We start from the raw sequence: 12,713 nt of genomic DNA, 5'->3' as shown, positions 1-12,713 counted from the left end.
GTGCCAGCCGCAAATAAGAATTTTTACCTTCCGTCTCATCATAAAACACCTTAAATTCACGCCGACGAGCAGTACCAGTCACAACAGATTGGGTATTTTAACAACAATCAAATAAACACTTTTGCATGCCATCTATTCATGGCAGTGAGGCTTTGTATGCTTTTAAAACGCAGCTGTAATATTGCTATTGTCGTACTGGTCATGTTTTCTGTTACCGCTTGTGGCATGTCGCATCGTGGCAGAAATACCGCGATTGGTGCCGGTGTTGGTGCGGTAGGCGGTGCGGTACTTACCGGTGGTAGCACCTTCGGTACATTGGGTGGCGCGGCGATCGGTGGTTTAATCGGACACGAAGTTAGCAGGTAAGGAAATATTCTCGCGTAACTATGAACTTTATTTCACTCTCATTTATGCTGCATAGGATATCAATACTGTTCCTACCGCAAAATGAGGTGATGACATGGAGTTCCACCGTAAAAACTGGCATGAGAAAGCCTTCGATTTAGCGAATCGAGGTATTTCACTTGATTCGCTGGGTGAGCATCAGGCTGCAGCCTGTTCATGGGGTGCAGCCGCTGAATTAGCCAAAGCGCATCTGCGAGATGACGATATCTATTTCTGGATTATGAGCGGCTATGGCGCAATATTAATCCAGTGTCAGCGCTATCAGGAAGCAATTGAAGCGGCGAAAGAAGCCCTCGACAGGGAAGCGCAACTCAACCAAATACTTTCCCGAATGACGCTTGCGCGTGCGCTCTATGCTCTGGGTGCAATTGATGGCGCAAAATTTTATTTTCAGCAAATTTATGACATGAAAGGTGATGGCATTTTTGCTGCTTTACCCGAATTCGAACACGCCACCCTGAAGGATTTAGTCCGTTTCAGGAAATAACCGGAGAGGCTTTCTCTCCGGTTATCATTCAGAAAACCAGCTGGACTTTAGCCGCACGCTCTTTATCCGCCGCCAGCTCCAGTGCGGCATTACCGGCAGTCTTTGCGCTCCTGCGTTAAGGACCATCACCGGCAGGCACGGACCGGGAGTGGGTATCATCCCGTTTTCCTGTACCAGTTGGGTAAATTCAAGCGCTCTGCTAAGCCGCTTATTGTCGACGACCGCGCCCTGATCAATCTCTGAAAGCCGATCGTAAGTGGAGCAGGGAAGAGCAATGCCGTTTAGACGGGGTTCTTTTTTCCCGTCAGGGTAATGGTAGGCGTCTTGACGAGCAGAAGCTCCATGATTTGGCTGGTTGCATCATCACTATAGACCAGCAGCATGCAGGCAGGACCGCGTTCCTCAAACCAGCGGTGATCGCAGCCGTCGATCTGTATCAGCTCGCCAACGCAGGCGCGACGATAGCGCGGCTGCTGGATCCTCGGCGCACGCATTTTCCGGGGGATCCAGAGTCCGGCGCGAACCATCAGCTGACGCACGGTCTCTTTAGCCAGCACAACGTCATGGAGTTCGGCCAGCTTCTCGCAGGCGAGCGTCGGAACAAAGTCGGCGTAATTATTTCGAATGATGCCCAGAGCAAGTTCAGCAAGGCCATGAACAAGCTGCCGATTACCGCGCAAAATCCACGGCGGCGGTTCGCCAGTGCCAGCAGTCCGGGATACGCTCAGAGAAAATGAAAAGCCGGTAATACACAGCGACAGAGGCAGTCATTATCGATGGCCGGGCTGGCTTGACGTATCAACGCGTCGGGACTTATAAGGTCCATGTCGCGCAAAGGTTGCTCATCGGATAACGCAGCGTGCGAAGGCTTCTTCGGGCGGGTCAAAAATGAAATGTACTACGGTAGAAACTGGGCGGGCGCAACGCTGGAAAATTTTATGTGCTTCCTGGACAGGTACATACGCTGGTATAACGAGGAGCGTATTAAAATCTCATTAGGTGCAATGAGCCCGGTGAAGTACCGGCAGCATCTGAGGATCTCAACATAACCAGTCCAACAAAACATCCGCATCTCCGAGGCGGACATCTGAATTTAGCCACTACAACCAATGTCTATCCATTATTAAGATGTCGTCTATCTGGCTAAGTTAAAGTGTCATTCTTTACATGGACAGAGTCTGGTTATCTGGGCGTGTTTCTGGGGTGAGCTACCCACGTATTTTCGGCAATCATCAGTTTTCTGACGGTTTCCTTTGAGATGCTCAGACCAAAACCGGCATTGAGTAATCGCCATGCGCCAGTCGGGCTCATACCGCGGCAGCGGGTGCGGATAAGCTTTATCACCTGAGCTTTCAGGTCGTCTTTCAGCTGATAGTTACCGGGTTTACCACGACGCCTGTTAATCAGTCCTTCCGGGCCATCTTCGCGATACCGCTTAACCGGGCGACGGCATTGCCGGCGGCTCAGCTCCATCGATTCGGCGGCGTCGGCCAGCGAGATATCCCGTGCCAGAAACGCTTCGATGAGGTCGGCGCGCATCTGGTCACGCAGCAGGACGAGTGGTTTAAATTCATTCATGCATTCACCTCTTATCGCTGCCTGCGGTTAGGCGGGCAGGGGAAAGACGTCAGCGCTTCAGGCTCGGAACAAAGTCTTCGGGGCTGACCAGCACGGGGTTGATTGCCCGCAACTCCTCAAGCGCACGCTCCTGAGCCGCCTGCGCGGCATTTTTTTACTTCGTGTACGCTGACCTTCGGCCTCCTGTTCGTCCTGCTTTTCCAGTGCCAGCCTCAGAACCGCGCCCAGTCGCTTGTTATCAACGATCGCCCCCTGATCCACACAGGCAAGACGATCAAAGACCTGATAGCGCAGCAGCCTGTGTGCATACCGGAAGGCGATTCTGCCGTCCGGATACTCGTAGACCGTGACTCTTTCGCCGGCGATCCGGGTGTTTTCATCTGTTGGATCAATGAGGTATATCATTTTATCATACTGAAATGTCAACGCTTTTGAGAGCTTGCGCAGGTCCTGCCAGGCAAAGATATCATCGAGTTCTTCCGGCGCTAAATCAGCCGGACGGTGCAAATCCTTCGGATACTTTGGCGGCCGCGAAAAACGCCGGTTAAAGTCATCGATAAAACCTGCAACCCAGCGGTTCGCCTCGCTAATGGAGCTGATGTTATGCAGCCGCATCTCCTTGACCAGCCGATCCTGCAACGTCTGGTTAGCGCGCTCAACGCGTCCCTTGGCCTGGCTGCTGTTGGCACAGATAAGCTCAATGCTCAGATCGCGCAGCGCACGTCCAAACTGCGTGGTTCCGCTGCGGCGCGCGTCCGTGCCGTTGACCCGAAATACGGCGTGCTTATCGCTGTAGAATGCGACAGGTTTTCCATGTAAATCAATGTATTCACGCGTAGCCGTCATATAATCAAACGCAGACTCAGAGTCACAAAAGCGAAGGTGCATCAGGCGGCCAGTGGCATCGTCAATGTACACGAGCAGGCAGCACTTCGGCGCGCGTTCCTCAAACCAGGCATGATGTGAGCCGTCCAGTTGAACAAGTTCGCCGAGGCAGTCGCGCCGGTGTCGGGGCTGATAGATGTGAACCTGACGCCGTGAATGTGGCCGCCAGAGTCCGTCAGAGATCATCCAGTTACGGACTGTCTCAACGGAAGCCGGAATGCCGTGTCGTTCAAGAAGCTTCTCTGTGGCCAGCGTCGGACCAAAATCCGCATAGTGTTGCCGGATCAGTTGCAAAGCAGCGCAGCGTAAATCTTCGGGAATGCGGTTATTGCCGGGACGACCGCGCCGGGTAGAAACAACCGACGCCGCGCCGTGTTCACGGTAACGACGTAAAACACGTTGCACCTGACGAACGGTAAGTTCAAGAAGGCGAGCAGCTTCACGCTGCAGCAGAGTGTGGTCGTGAACGCGCTGGATGATGCCGAGCCGGTATAGATCTTTATCTGTCATAGTCACCAACATAAAGTCTGCATCCTGAGCTAAGCCTGAGGAGATCTAAGGTTAGTTCAGGGACGACATCTGTGAATTGTTCCGTACGACATTAGCGCTTTGGAGTAACAACCAAAGGGCGCATAATGTATATTATGTTAAATGAAGTATCTCATTGCGCACTTCAACCATTATCCGCTCATCACCTGCCTTCTTTCACCTCCGTCACCAACAATCCGTAACCCGCGATCATCCCGGCGACGGATTGTTGAACGCACGTTGCCGTTATCTGCGCCCTTTAATCACCGACGCCTTCCAGTTGAAATCACTGACTTCGCTCTCTTTCAACGATTCAGGTTTCTTCCTGCGCGTTGGCGTTTTCTTTGCCTTTTCAGCCAGCGCTTTCTCTTTGGCCAGTTTCGTCGTCATAATCTGCTGCCGGGCTTCCGCCGTGAACTCTTTCTCTTTCTTTGCATCCGGCTCTTTGCCAGTGCGCTGGCGATACTTCTCCATCAATCCCTTAAACGCTTCTTCTACTGCAACGCGTTCACTGAGATTGAATTGATCGATGGAAATCATTTTCTTGTCGTTCATAGCGTACCGTCCAATAGTGATTTTCTGGCAACAAGTGTACAGCATTTACCGGCAATGAAGATCGCACCATTGCCGCTTGCGTGGCTTTCTTGTAACCTTTGCCGTCAACATTTTAAGGATTTCCTATGAACGATCATCGCTCCAAAGATCCCTTGCACGGCGTCACGCTTGAGATGCAAATTAATGCGCTGGTCGCCCATTATGGCTGGGCCGAACTGGGTAAACTCATCAATATCAACTGCTTCAAAAGCGATCCAAGCGTTAAATCGAGCCTGAAGTTTTTACGCCGCACACCCTGGGCACGCGCTGAGGTTGAAGCACTGTATCTGGATTCACTGGATGATTTTGCTGCGGATAAGGCAGATGATTCCGCGCCAAATCCCTGGACTATGGGCAAGGATCAGTAATTTCTGGCGACAAAACCGGCAGCGCTACGTGAATTCTCGGCAACTTCCACCCTGCTCTTTTTGCAGAATTCACGCAGCGACGTCATATCAACTCCTCCGTTCTCTCCATTTCATAACTTCCCAACCTTGCCCGTGTCATCACATTTTCCAATGACCGATCGTATTGTAAGTTTCCATGCTGCATGACAATATCGCTACATGTATATACATGTACCACCAAGAGAAACCACATCATACTAACAATAATTTCCCATCTTTAGCCGTTTTAGCGAGGAAACTATGTCAGCCGAATCACCTGCAGCAGATTACGCCGGCGCAGAGAAACAGCGCCTGTCAGAAACGCGATCCATTGATTACATTCCTCCGAGCGAACGCCACGGACATCCTTTCAGCCAGTTCACCTTGTGGTTTGGCGGCAATTTGCAAATCACCGCCATCGTAACCGGCGCGCTGGCCGTGGTGTTGGGCGGCGATGTGGTGTGGTCGATCATCGGCTTGCTGGTTGGGCAAGTTGTGGGCGCGGCGATCATGTCACTGCATGCCATTCAGGGACCGCGTCTCGGATTGCCGCAAATGATCACCAGCCGCATGCAGTTTGGCGTATATGGTGCGGTGATTCCGTTGGTGTTGGTGTGCATCATGTATGTCGGATTCTCTGCCAGCGGCACGGTGTTGGCCGGACAGGCGCTCGCCAAACTGATTAATACCAGCAATGCGTCAGGCATGATCCTGTTCAGTGCGATTATCGTCGTCATCGCGGTGCTGGGATATCGCGTGATTCACAAGCTCGGTAAAGTAGCCAGCGTGATTGGCGTGCTTGCCTTTGTTTACCTGTTTATCACGTTGCTCTCAACCCATGATCTGTCCGCGGTGTGGCAGAACCAGCATTTCACGGTCGCTAACTTCCTGCTTGCCGTTTCGTTGTCGTCGTCATGGCAGATTGCATTTTGTCCGTATGTCTCTGACTATTCGCGCTATTTACCGGCCAACGTCTCAGCCAAAAAACTTTTCAGCTGCGTTTTCTTCGGCACGGTTTTAGGAACGCAGGCTTCGATGACGTTGGGTGTGATTGTCGCGGCGATTGCCGGTAAGGCCTTCTCTGGCAACGAGGTTGGCTATATTGTCAGTTTAGGCAGCAGCGCCACGATGGCGATGGTGATCTACTTCGCGATCTGCTTTGGCAAAATCACTTTCACCACGCTGAATGCTTACGGCAGCTTTATGTCGCTCACCACCATCGTTTCTGGCTTCCGTCAGAAAACCGCATTAAGTCGTGGCGGCCGCATTTTGTTTGTGGTGTTAATGGTGACCATTTCTTGTGTGATTGCGCTGATTAGCGAACCCGCTTTCCTGAAATCCTTCACTCATTTCCTGCTGTTTTTACTGGCTTTTTTTGTGCCCTGGAGCGCAATCAGTCTGACCGACTTCTACCTGATCACCAAAGGTAAAGTCGATGTACCGGCGCTTTCCCAGCCCAACGGACGTTACGGTCGCTGGAACTGGGCGGGCATAATTGTCTACTTCTGCGGCGTGCTGGTGCAGTTGCCGTTCATTGATAATCCACTGCATCACGGATCGTTAACCTGGATTTTTGCCGGTAATGATGTGTCGTGGATTATTGGCTGGTTTGTCACCGCACTGTTGTGGTTAGCCGCAAGAAAGGTCGATCGTCGAGGGACCTTGTCGCACTCTATCTACCCTAATCAGTGACGTTGTCACGCATGTCGTATTAATGAATCGCGCTCACAAGTGCTTGCAACTTTGAGCGCATTATCATGCAGCCAGCCCATCGCTACACTTTAACCAACGAGAAATATAAGCAACTGTAAGGCGCACCTGGTCGCCATTAATGGCAATTCTACGGGATTATTTGTAACTCACCACCGTCACCCAATTGGCGTCACCGCCGGCCGGTGCTTCGCCAACGCGCTTCAGCGCACCGCTTTCTTGGTCAATGGCATAGCTACCGGTCACCGCACTCTTTTCGCCGCTGGCAATCAACCAACATCCGTCAGCGGTTATCGCGATGCCGCGCGGCTGTTTCTCCACTTGCCAGCTATCAATCAGCGTCAGTTTGCCGTCTGCTTTATTAATTCGGTATCCGCTGATGGTGCTGCTGGTCCGCTCGCTGACATAGAGAAAACGGCCATCCGGTGTCAGACGAATATCGGCCGCCCAGATGCGCGGCGTGGTGTCGCTGTAGCCCGGCGGTCGCTCTTTGCCGTGTTGCAGTTGATATTTTTCCGCTACCGCATTTGGCGTCTCCGCCACTTTCACCAGCTCACCGCTGGCTTCACGACGAAACTGCGTAATGATGCCGCCCATTTCACCGATGTTGTAGAGATAGCGATTATCCGGCGACAACACCGAATGGCGCGGTCCGTTTTCTGTCGCCGTTTTAACATAGCCTTTGCCTAACCCCGTCAGCTCGCCCTCGGCGCTCAACTTCAATTGCAGTACGCGATCGGTGCCGAGATTGCCGACATAAGCCTGCTCGCCGCTCGCATCGACAATCACCGAGTGCGCGGCATGTCCAGTTTTGTAACTCCCGACCGGCGGCGCAATCAGCTTGCCGTCGCTATTGAGTCGATAAACGTGCACCACATCGCCATCATAGGAAGCGCCCAGCAGAAAACGACCCTGCGGATCCGTGCTGATGTAGGGATAACTGGCCGCAGCGGATACGCTATTCAACGGGCTGAGATCGCCCGTTTTGCTGTCGATGTTCCAGCTCACCAGTTGCAGCGGTTTACTGCGAATCGCGGCGTACAGATGTTTATGATCGGCGCTCAACGCCATCGGCATCACTTTGCCGCCGGCCTGAGTGCGTCCCAATAGTTGCAATGCACCGGTTTGCTCATTCAGCGCGTAGCGCGCGATGGTGCCATCATCGGCTTCTGAAACGTAGACAAAAGTCTGCGCCAGCAACGGCGCGCTGGCGGCCAACGATGCTAAAAGCGTCGCCGCGCGTAATAGGTTCTTCATGCTGCTTCCTTAGCGTACCAATGACGGACGTTTGGCGTCATAGCGCCAGTTATCGATCAAAAACTGCATCCCCAGCGCATCGTTGCGATTTTTATCCGGCAGCGCGTTATATAGCGCATGCGCCTGTTCGATGCGATCCATATCCAGCTCGATGCCCAATCCCGGCCCCGGCGGTAACTCCAGATAACCATCGCGGATCTGCGGCGGTTGACGCGTAAGCTGCTGACCGTCCTGCCAAATCCAGTGCGTATCAAAGGCGGTTTGACGATCGCCCGGCGCGGCGGCACCCAGGTGCGCCACCATCGCCAGCGAAATATCAAAATGGTTATTGGAGTGGCAGCCGGTTGTCAGCCCCCATTCGTTGCACAGCTGCGCCACCACGTTGGCGTTACGCATCGTCCAGAAGTGCGGATCGGCGAGCGGAATATCAATGGCATTCAGTTGCAGCGCATGATGCAGCTGGCGCCAGTCGTTGGCGATCATATTAGTCGCGACCGGCACACCGGTGGCGCGGCGAAACTCGGCCAGCGTTTCCCGACCCGAATAGCCTTGTTCAGCGCCACAAGGATCTTCCAGATACGGCACCTTCCCCGCGAGCTGCTTGCCAAAGCGAATCGCCTCATCCAGCGACCAGCTGGCGTTAGGATCGACGGTGACGCGTGCTTCTGGGAAGCGCGCCAGTAGCGCTTCCACCGTTGCCACTTCCACTTCGCCTGGCTGCACGCCGCCTTTGAGCTTGAAGTCGCGGAAGCCGTATTGCTCAACTGCCGCTTCGGCCAGTCGCACCACGGCATCGCTGTCCATCGCCGTCTCATGACGCAGACGGAACCAGCCATCTTGTTCATGCTCTCCCGATTGATAGTGCATGTTGGTGCGCTTGCGATCGGCGATATAAAACAAATAGCCGAGCACCGGAATGCGGTCACGCTGTTTACCGCTGGCAAGCAGATCCGCCACCGGCAGGTTAAACAGCTTGCCCTGCAGATCCAGCAGCGCCGCTTCAATGGCAGCGGCGGCGTTATAAAACTTCTCCGGATTCATCTGCGGGATATGAATGTCGTTGGTGTGCGAGGTTTGTTGCTGACGTGCCTCGCTGCTGAACAGCTGGCTGAGTGTCGCGTTGAGACGCAGCAGCGAACTGCCTTCTATCAGCGGGCGAAACTGTTCCAGCAGCTGCAAGGTGGATGCATGACACGGCGTTTCGCCAGCGCCGGTATGTCCGGCGGAATCGGTCAATATCACGATGATGCGCGTGAAGTAACAGTTATGGGCACCGCCAATGTTCAATAACATGCTGTCGTAACCGGCAACCGGCACGATGCGCATCGATTTAATGACTGGACTGTCTGACATGGTTTCTCTCCGTGTGACCGAAAGCGGGTGGAACAGGTTTGCGACGCAGCAGCAAATAGAGTCCGGTAACCACGGACACGCTGGTTAGCGCGTAAAGTCCGCCGGTGGTGCTGCCGGTGTGCATTTCGAGGTAGCCGAATACCGTGGGCGCAAAGAAGCCGCCGAGGTTGCCAATCGAGTTGATTAGCGCAATGCCGGGCGCGGCAATCGAGGCGGGTAATTCACTTTGCGGCATCGGCCAGAAGAACGCCGCGCTCACTTTGGATCCGATGCAGGCCACAATCATCGCCACAAAGCCAAACCACGGCGTACCCAGCGTAGCCATAAAGGTGCCGCACGCGGCGATCAGCATGGCGATGCCGAGTCCTTTGTCCAGTTTATCGCGATAGCGGTCGGTGGCTTTGCCGAGCAGAAACAGCGCGACGATAGCAAACAGCCACGGCACGGCGGTCAGCAATCCGGTTTCAAAGCTGTTGAAGCCCTGAATACGCTGAATGATTTGCGGCAGCCAGAACACTAACGTGTAGCCGGTCATGGTCATGGTGAAGAAGATCAGGCAGTAAGACAAAAGGCTGCGATCGCTGATCAAGCCCCAGCGGCCGTGTTTCACCGCGTGCTCTTCGCGCGCATCATCTTCCAGCGCTAACTGCTGCGCCAGCGCCTGTTTCTCGGCATCGCTCAACCATTTCGCGCCTTGCGGTTTGGATACCAGTACAAAGGCTGCCAGCAAGCCGATCACCATCGATCCGCCGCCTTCCATAAACATCACCCATTTCCAGCCCGCGATGCCGCCAACATCATGCATCATCAGAATGGCACCGGTGAGCGGACCGGAGAACAGAAAAGCGCTGGCGGTGGCGCTCAACACCATCGCGGTAGCTCGCCCTCGCCACGCATTCGGCACCCATTGACGAAAATAGAACAGCACGCCAGGGAAGAAGCCGGCTTCCGCCACGCCGAGCAGGAAACGCAGCAGATAGAAATGCAGCGGCGTACTCACAAAACCGGTAAGCACCACCACCATGCCCCACGTAATCATGATGCGCGTCAGCCACACGCGTGCGCCGAGTTTCTTCAGCATCATGTTGCTCGGCACTTCAAACAGCGCATAGCCAATAAAGAACAGCCCCGCGCCTAAGCCGAAGGCGGCCGCACTAATGCCTGCATCCGTTTGCAGTTCGGCTTTTACGAAGCCAATGTTAGCCCGGTCAATTTGGTTCACAATTAACATCAGCGCCAGCATCGGAATGATGCGGCGGAAGAACTTGCCGATAGCCGAGGCGATATGCGCGTCATGATCGGGCGATAATACGTATTGTTGTTGTGTCATGCGTCACCTGTAGGGAGAAAAGCATCGCTATAGGTATACGCAGCAGAGTGTGGCCAGGTGTATGTGGCATTGCCCGATACCGCTTAGGCAAATGCCCTATGATTGTTAAAATTCATGGTGTTATATTAATTCGCGTCGACAAGTTTACGCTTGGTTTGTGCGCTGGCTCACTACAGGCCCCGTGCCTGAGCATACCTCACATTAAACTGAGCAACTTTCGTTCGCCATAGGCTCAGATTGTTTCAGTTTTGCCGTGTGGCGACCGAGCAAAGGGCGCCTGGCCGCGCCCTCTGCACTCCCGGGCCTTGCGCCAGCCCAATCCGCCGCTGCGCGGTACCTTCACTCATTCACGATTCCTGACGGACCGGCGCCGATTCGCTCCTGCTCAGCGCCGCCTCTCGCCGCATCCATGCGGCTCGCCCTGGAATCCCTCATTCACTCAGCGGTTTGGGATGTCGCCTCAACACCCGCGCTGCTGCATCGATGCATTATTTTGACTCACCATCGCTATAAATCCTGTAGGGTCACCATTTATGGTGACCTGGTACACAAATGGCCCAGGTTCCATAAAGTGCTTTCTCAGAAGTTGTTGTTTGAAGACATTCGGGTAGTTACAGCTATGAAAACTAAGATAATGTAGATAATTAATTTACCTGAAGGACAAATCCTCCCGATAAAGCACGTAACTTCAAAAGTTACATATTGAAAATTCATGCAAGGATGAGGTCAATCCTCATCAAATAAAGTGTTTAGGTCTTCTAGCTGTGGAAATGAGAAATCAATGGCTGAAAGTTTCAATCCCAGTGACGTCAAATAAAGAGTAAATGCTTTCAACGATCCCGCGTAATGGCCGTTTTCAATCTGTGAAATAACCGTGCGATGAATGCCTGCACGCGTCGCAGCGTCGGCTTGAGTCCAACGGTTAGCCTTGCGCCTTTCCTGACATTTAGCGCCTATTGCTTGCAAACCAGGCAACATAAAACCTCTATTGTTGGTATATGATAACAATGTCTATATTTTTACCAAAATGTTATCATATAGCAACACTTAAGTTCTGCACAGGCGGCCTTAATGCCTTTTCCTCGTCTACACTTGCCTCACGTGGAAACGCTAATAGAGGTAAAAATGTCGCAATCTAATCAACGTAATCAAGCTTGGCTATTAGCCTCACGCCCGCATGGCGAACCGGTAAAAGAGAATTTCCGCCTGGTGGAGCAGCCCATTCCTGACGTGAAGGACGGCCAAATCCTGCTGCGCACGCTCTATTTGTCGCTTGACCCCTATATGCGCGGGCGCATGGATGACAGCAAATCTTATGCTGCACCTGCTGAACTCGACCAACCGATGGTTGGCGGCACGGTGAGCGAAGTGGTGGAATCTAAACACGCGGATTTCCAGCAAGGCGATGTGGTCCTCGCGCAAAGCGGCTGGCAAAGCTATGCGGTTTCGGACGGAAACGGCGTGGCGAAATTGGGCGATCTGCCCCATCCTTCCTGGGCGCTGGGCATTCTCGGTATGCCGGGCTTTACGGCCTATATGGGCTTGATGGATATCGGCCAGCCAAAACAGGGTGAAACCCTGGTGGTCGCGGCGGCTACCGGCCCGGTCGGTGCAACGGTGGGTCAGCTTGGCAAACTCAAAGGCTGCCATGTCGTCGGCGTTGCGGGGGGTGAAGAGAAGTGTCGTTATGCGATTGAGAAGCTCGGTTTCTCCGCCTGTATCGATCACCATCGTGACGACTTTGCGGAACAACTGGCGGCTGCCTGCCCGGACGGCATTGATATCTACTTCGAAAACGTTGGCGGTAAAGTGTTTGATGCCGTATTCCCGTTGCTGAACACCGCAGCGCGCGTGCCGGTGTGTGGCCTGGTTTCTGGTTACAGCAGCCGCGAATTACCGCCGGGCCCGGATCGCACCCCGCAAATCATGGGCGGCATTCTTAAACGTCGTATTCGCATGCAGGGCTTTATCATCTTCCAGGATTACGGCGATCGTTATCCTGAATTCCTCAAAGCGATGACGCCGCTGGTGGAGCAGCAAAAAATCCACTACCGCGAGCACATGATCGACGGGCTGGAAAATGCCCCGCAGGCGTTTTTCGATATGCTAAAAGGCAAAAACTTCGGTAAAACCGTGGTGAAAGTCGCGCAGTAAACCGTTGTGTTAACGCTATTTTTCACTTTGCATAGCCGCAATTGAG

Annotated in this window: 11 protein-coding genes and 3 pseudogenes; 6 read left to right on the top strand and 8 right to left on the bottom strand. The window is 53.5% G+C overall.

Annotated elements, in window-relative coordinates:
• The first annotated feature begins 156 nt into the window (after nucleotides 1-156).
• Both P6287_RS09545 and P6287_RS09540 read left to right on the top strand, forming a co-directional pair.
• Entirely contained in the window at nucleotides 157-366 is a 210-nt protein-coding gene (locus tag P6287_RS09545; protein WP_061718879.1) for a glycine zipper 2TM domain-containing protein, read from the top strand.
• A gap of 94 nt (nucleotides 367-460) precedes the next feature.
• Complete coding sequence (locus P6287_RS09540) at nucleotides 461-892, top strand: hypothetical protein (protein ID WP_192411834.1); 432 nt, start codon at nucleotides 461-463, stop codon at nucleotides 890-892.
• Nucleotides 893-1,010: 118 nt separating this feature from the next.
• On the opposite strand, the pseudogene P6287_RS09535 reads toward P6287_RS09540, so the two are convergent.
• Nucleotides 1,011-1,607 (bottom strand): annotated as a pseudogene (locus P6287_RS09535) (hypothetical protein); the annotation flags it as partial.
• A 14-nt stretch (nucleotides 1,608-1,621) separates the two neighbouring features.
• Here P6287_RS09535 and P6287_RS09530 point away from each other — a divergent pair.
• A pseudogene (locus P6287_RS09530) lies at nucleotides 1,622-1,941 on the top strand (IS3 family transposase); the annotation flags it as partial.
• Between the two features lie 133 nt (nucleotides 1,942-2,074).
• Here the strand turns inward: P6287_RS09530 and P6287_RS09525 are convergent.
• The 3 genes and pseudogenes from P6287_RS09525 to P6287_RS09515 form a co-directional block, all read right to left on the bottom strand.
• Nucleotides 2,075-2,470, bottom strand: a complete 396-nt coding sequence (locus P6287_RS09525; RefSeq protein ID WP_277974872.1) for a helix-turn-helix domain-containing protein — start codon at nucleotides 2,468-2,470, stop codon at nucleotides 2,075-2,077.
• Nucleotides 2,471-2,519: 49 nt separating this feature from the next.
• Nucleotides 2,520-3,865: pseudogene (locus tag P6287_RS09520) on the bottom strand (ISNCY family transposase).
• Between the two features lie 264 nt (nucleotides 3,866-4,129).
• Nucleotides 4,130-4,438, bottom strand: a complete 309-nt coding sequence (locus P6287_RS09515; protein WP_110866151.1) for a hypothetical protein — start codon at nucleotides 4,436-4,438, stop codon at nucleotides 4,130-4,132.
• 125 nt (nucleotides 4,439-4,563) lie between these two features.
• Here P6287_RS09515 and P6287_RS09510 point away from each other — a divergent pair, with 125 nt between their 5' ends.
• Together P6287_RS09510 and P6287_RS09505 are read left to right on the top strand one after the other, a co-directional pair.
• On the top strand, nucleotides 4,564-4,845 hold the full coding sequence (locus P6287_RS09510; protein WP_110866150.1) for a VF530 family protein: 282 nt from the start codon (nucleotides 4,564-4,566) through the stop codon (nucleotides 4,843-4,845).
• A gap of 279 nt (nucleotides 4,846-5,124) precedes the next feature.
• The gene (locus P6287_RS09505; RefSeq protein ID WP_277974871.1) at nucleotides 5,125-6,555 is read left to right on the top strand and encodes a cytosine permease; all 1,431 of its coding nucleotides are present in this window, start codon (nucleotides 5,125-5,127) and stop codon (nucleotides 6,553-6,555) included.
• A gap of 156 nt (nucleotides 6,556-6,711) precedes the next feature.
• Here the strand turns inward: P6287_RS09505 and P6287_RS09500 are convergent, their stop codons facing one another.
• The 4 genes from P6287_RS09500 to P6287_RS09485 form a co-directional block, all read right to left on the bottom strand.
• Nucleotides 6,712-7,830 (bottom strand): beta-propeller fold lactonase family protein, encoded by a 1,119-nt coding sequence (locus tag P6287_RS09500; RefSeq protein WP_277974870.1) that lies wholly within the window; start codon nucleotides 7,828-7,830, stop codon nucleotides 6,712-6,714.
• Nucleotides 7,831-7,839: 9 nt separating this feature from the next.
• Nucleotides 7,840-9,183, bottom strand: a complete 1,344-nt coding sequence (locus tag P6287_RS09495; RefSeq protein WP_277974869.1) for an enolase C-terminal domain-like protein — start codon at nucleotides 9,181-9,183, stop codon at nucleotides 7,840-7,842.
• Nucleotides 9,161-10,513 (bottom strand): MFS transporter, encoded by a 1,353-nt coding sequence (locus P6287_RS09490; protein WP_101764401.1) that lies wholly within the window; start codon nucleotides 10,511-10,513, stop codon nucleotides 9,161-9,163. The genes P6287_RS09495 and P6287_RS09490 overlap by 23 nt, the downstream gene beginning before the upstream one ends.
• Before the next feature lie 726 nt (nucleotides 10,514-11,239).
• The gene (locus P6287_RS09485; protein ID WP_192411839.1) at nucleotides 11,240-11,491 is read right to left on the bottom strand and encodes a helix-turn-helix transcriptional regulator; all 252 of its coding nucleotides are present in this window, start codon (nucleotides 11,489-11,491) and stop codon (nucleotides 11,240-11,242) included.
• A 147-nt stretch (nucleotides 11,492-11,638) separates the two neighbouring features.
• Between P6287_RS09485 and P6287_RS09480 the strand changes: the two genes are divergently transcribed.
• Nucleotides 11,639-12,667 carry an NADP-dependent oxidoreductase gene (locus tag P6287_RS09480; RefSeq protein ID WP_192411840.1) on the top strand — a complete coding sequence of 343 codons (1,029 nt, stop codon included), beginning with the start codon at nucleotides 11,639-11,641 and terminating at the stop codon, nucleotides 12,665-12,667.
• Nucleotides 12,668-12,713 lie beyond the last annotated feature (46 nt).

Source organism: Pantoea sp. X85 (assembly GCF_029623675.1).
Classification (GTDB): Bacteria; Pseudomonadota; Gammaproteobacteria; order Enterobacterales; family Enterobacteriaceae; genus Pantoea; species Pantoea leporis.
The sequence above is the reverse complement of the archived record's forward strand: the minus strand, read 5'-3'. Positions and strand labels throughout refer to the sequence as shown.

Bases quoted from the DNA above. Each gene is read 5' to 3' on its own strand.
- P6287_RS09545 (WP_061718879.1), top strand. From the start codon at position 157: ATGCTTTTAAAACGCAGCTGTAATATTGCTATTGTCGTACTGGTCATG.
- P6287_RS09540 (WP_192411834.1), top strand. From the start codon at position 461: ATGGAGTTCCACCGTAAAAACTGGCATGAGAAAGCCTTCGATTTAGCG.
- P6287_RS09525 (WP_277974872.1), bottom strand. From the start codon at position 2,470: ATGAATGAATTTAAACCACTCGTCCTGCTGCGTGACCAGATGCGCGCC.
- P6287_RS09515 (WP_110866151.1), bottom strand. From the start codon at position 4,438: ATGAACGACAAGAAAATGATTTCCATCGATCAATTCAATCTCAGTGAA.
- P6287_RS09510 (WP_110866150.1), top strand. From the start codon at position 4,564: ATGAACGATCATCGCTCCAAAGATCCCTTGCACGGCGTCACGCTTGAG.
- P6287_RS09505 (WP_277974871.1), top strand. From the start codon at position 5,125: ATGTCAGCCGAATCACCTGCAGCAGATTACGCCGGCGCAGAGAAACAG.
- P6287_RS09500 (WP_277974870.1), bottom strand. From the start codon at position 7,830: ATGAAGAACCTATTACGCGCGGCGACGCTTTTAGCATCGTTGGCCGCC.
- P6287_RS09495 (WP_277974869.1), bottom strand. From the start codon at position 9,183: ATGTCAGACAGTCCAGTCATTAAATCGATGCGCATCGTGCCGGTTGCC.
- P6287_RS09490 (WP_101764401.1), bottom strand. From the start codon at position 10,513: ATGACACAACAACAATACGTATTATCGCCCGATCATGACGCGCATATC.
- P6287_RS09485 (WP_192411839.1), bottom strand. From the start codon at position 11,491: ATGTTGCCTGGTTTGCAAGCAATAGGCGCTAAATGTCAGGAAAGGCGC.
- P6287_RS09480 (WP_192411840.1), top strand. From the start codon at position 11,639: ATGTCGCAATCTAATCAACGTAATCAAGCTTGGCTATTAGCCTCACGC.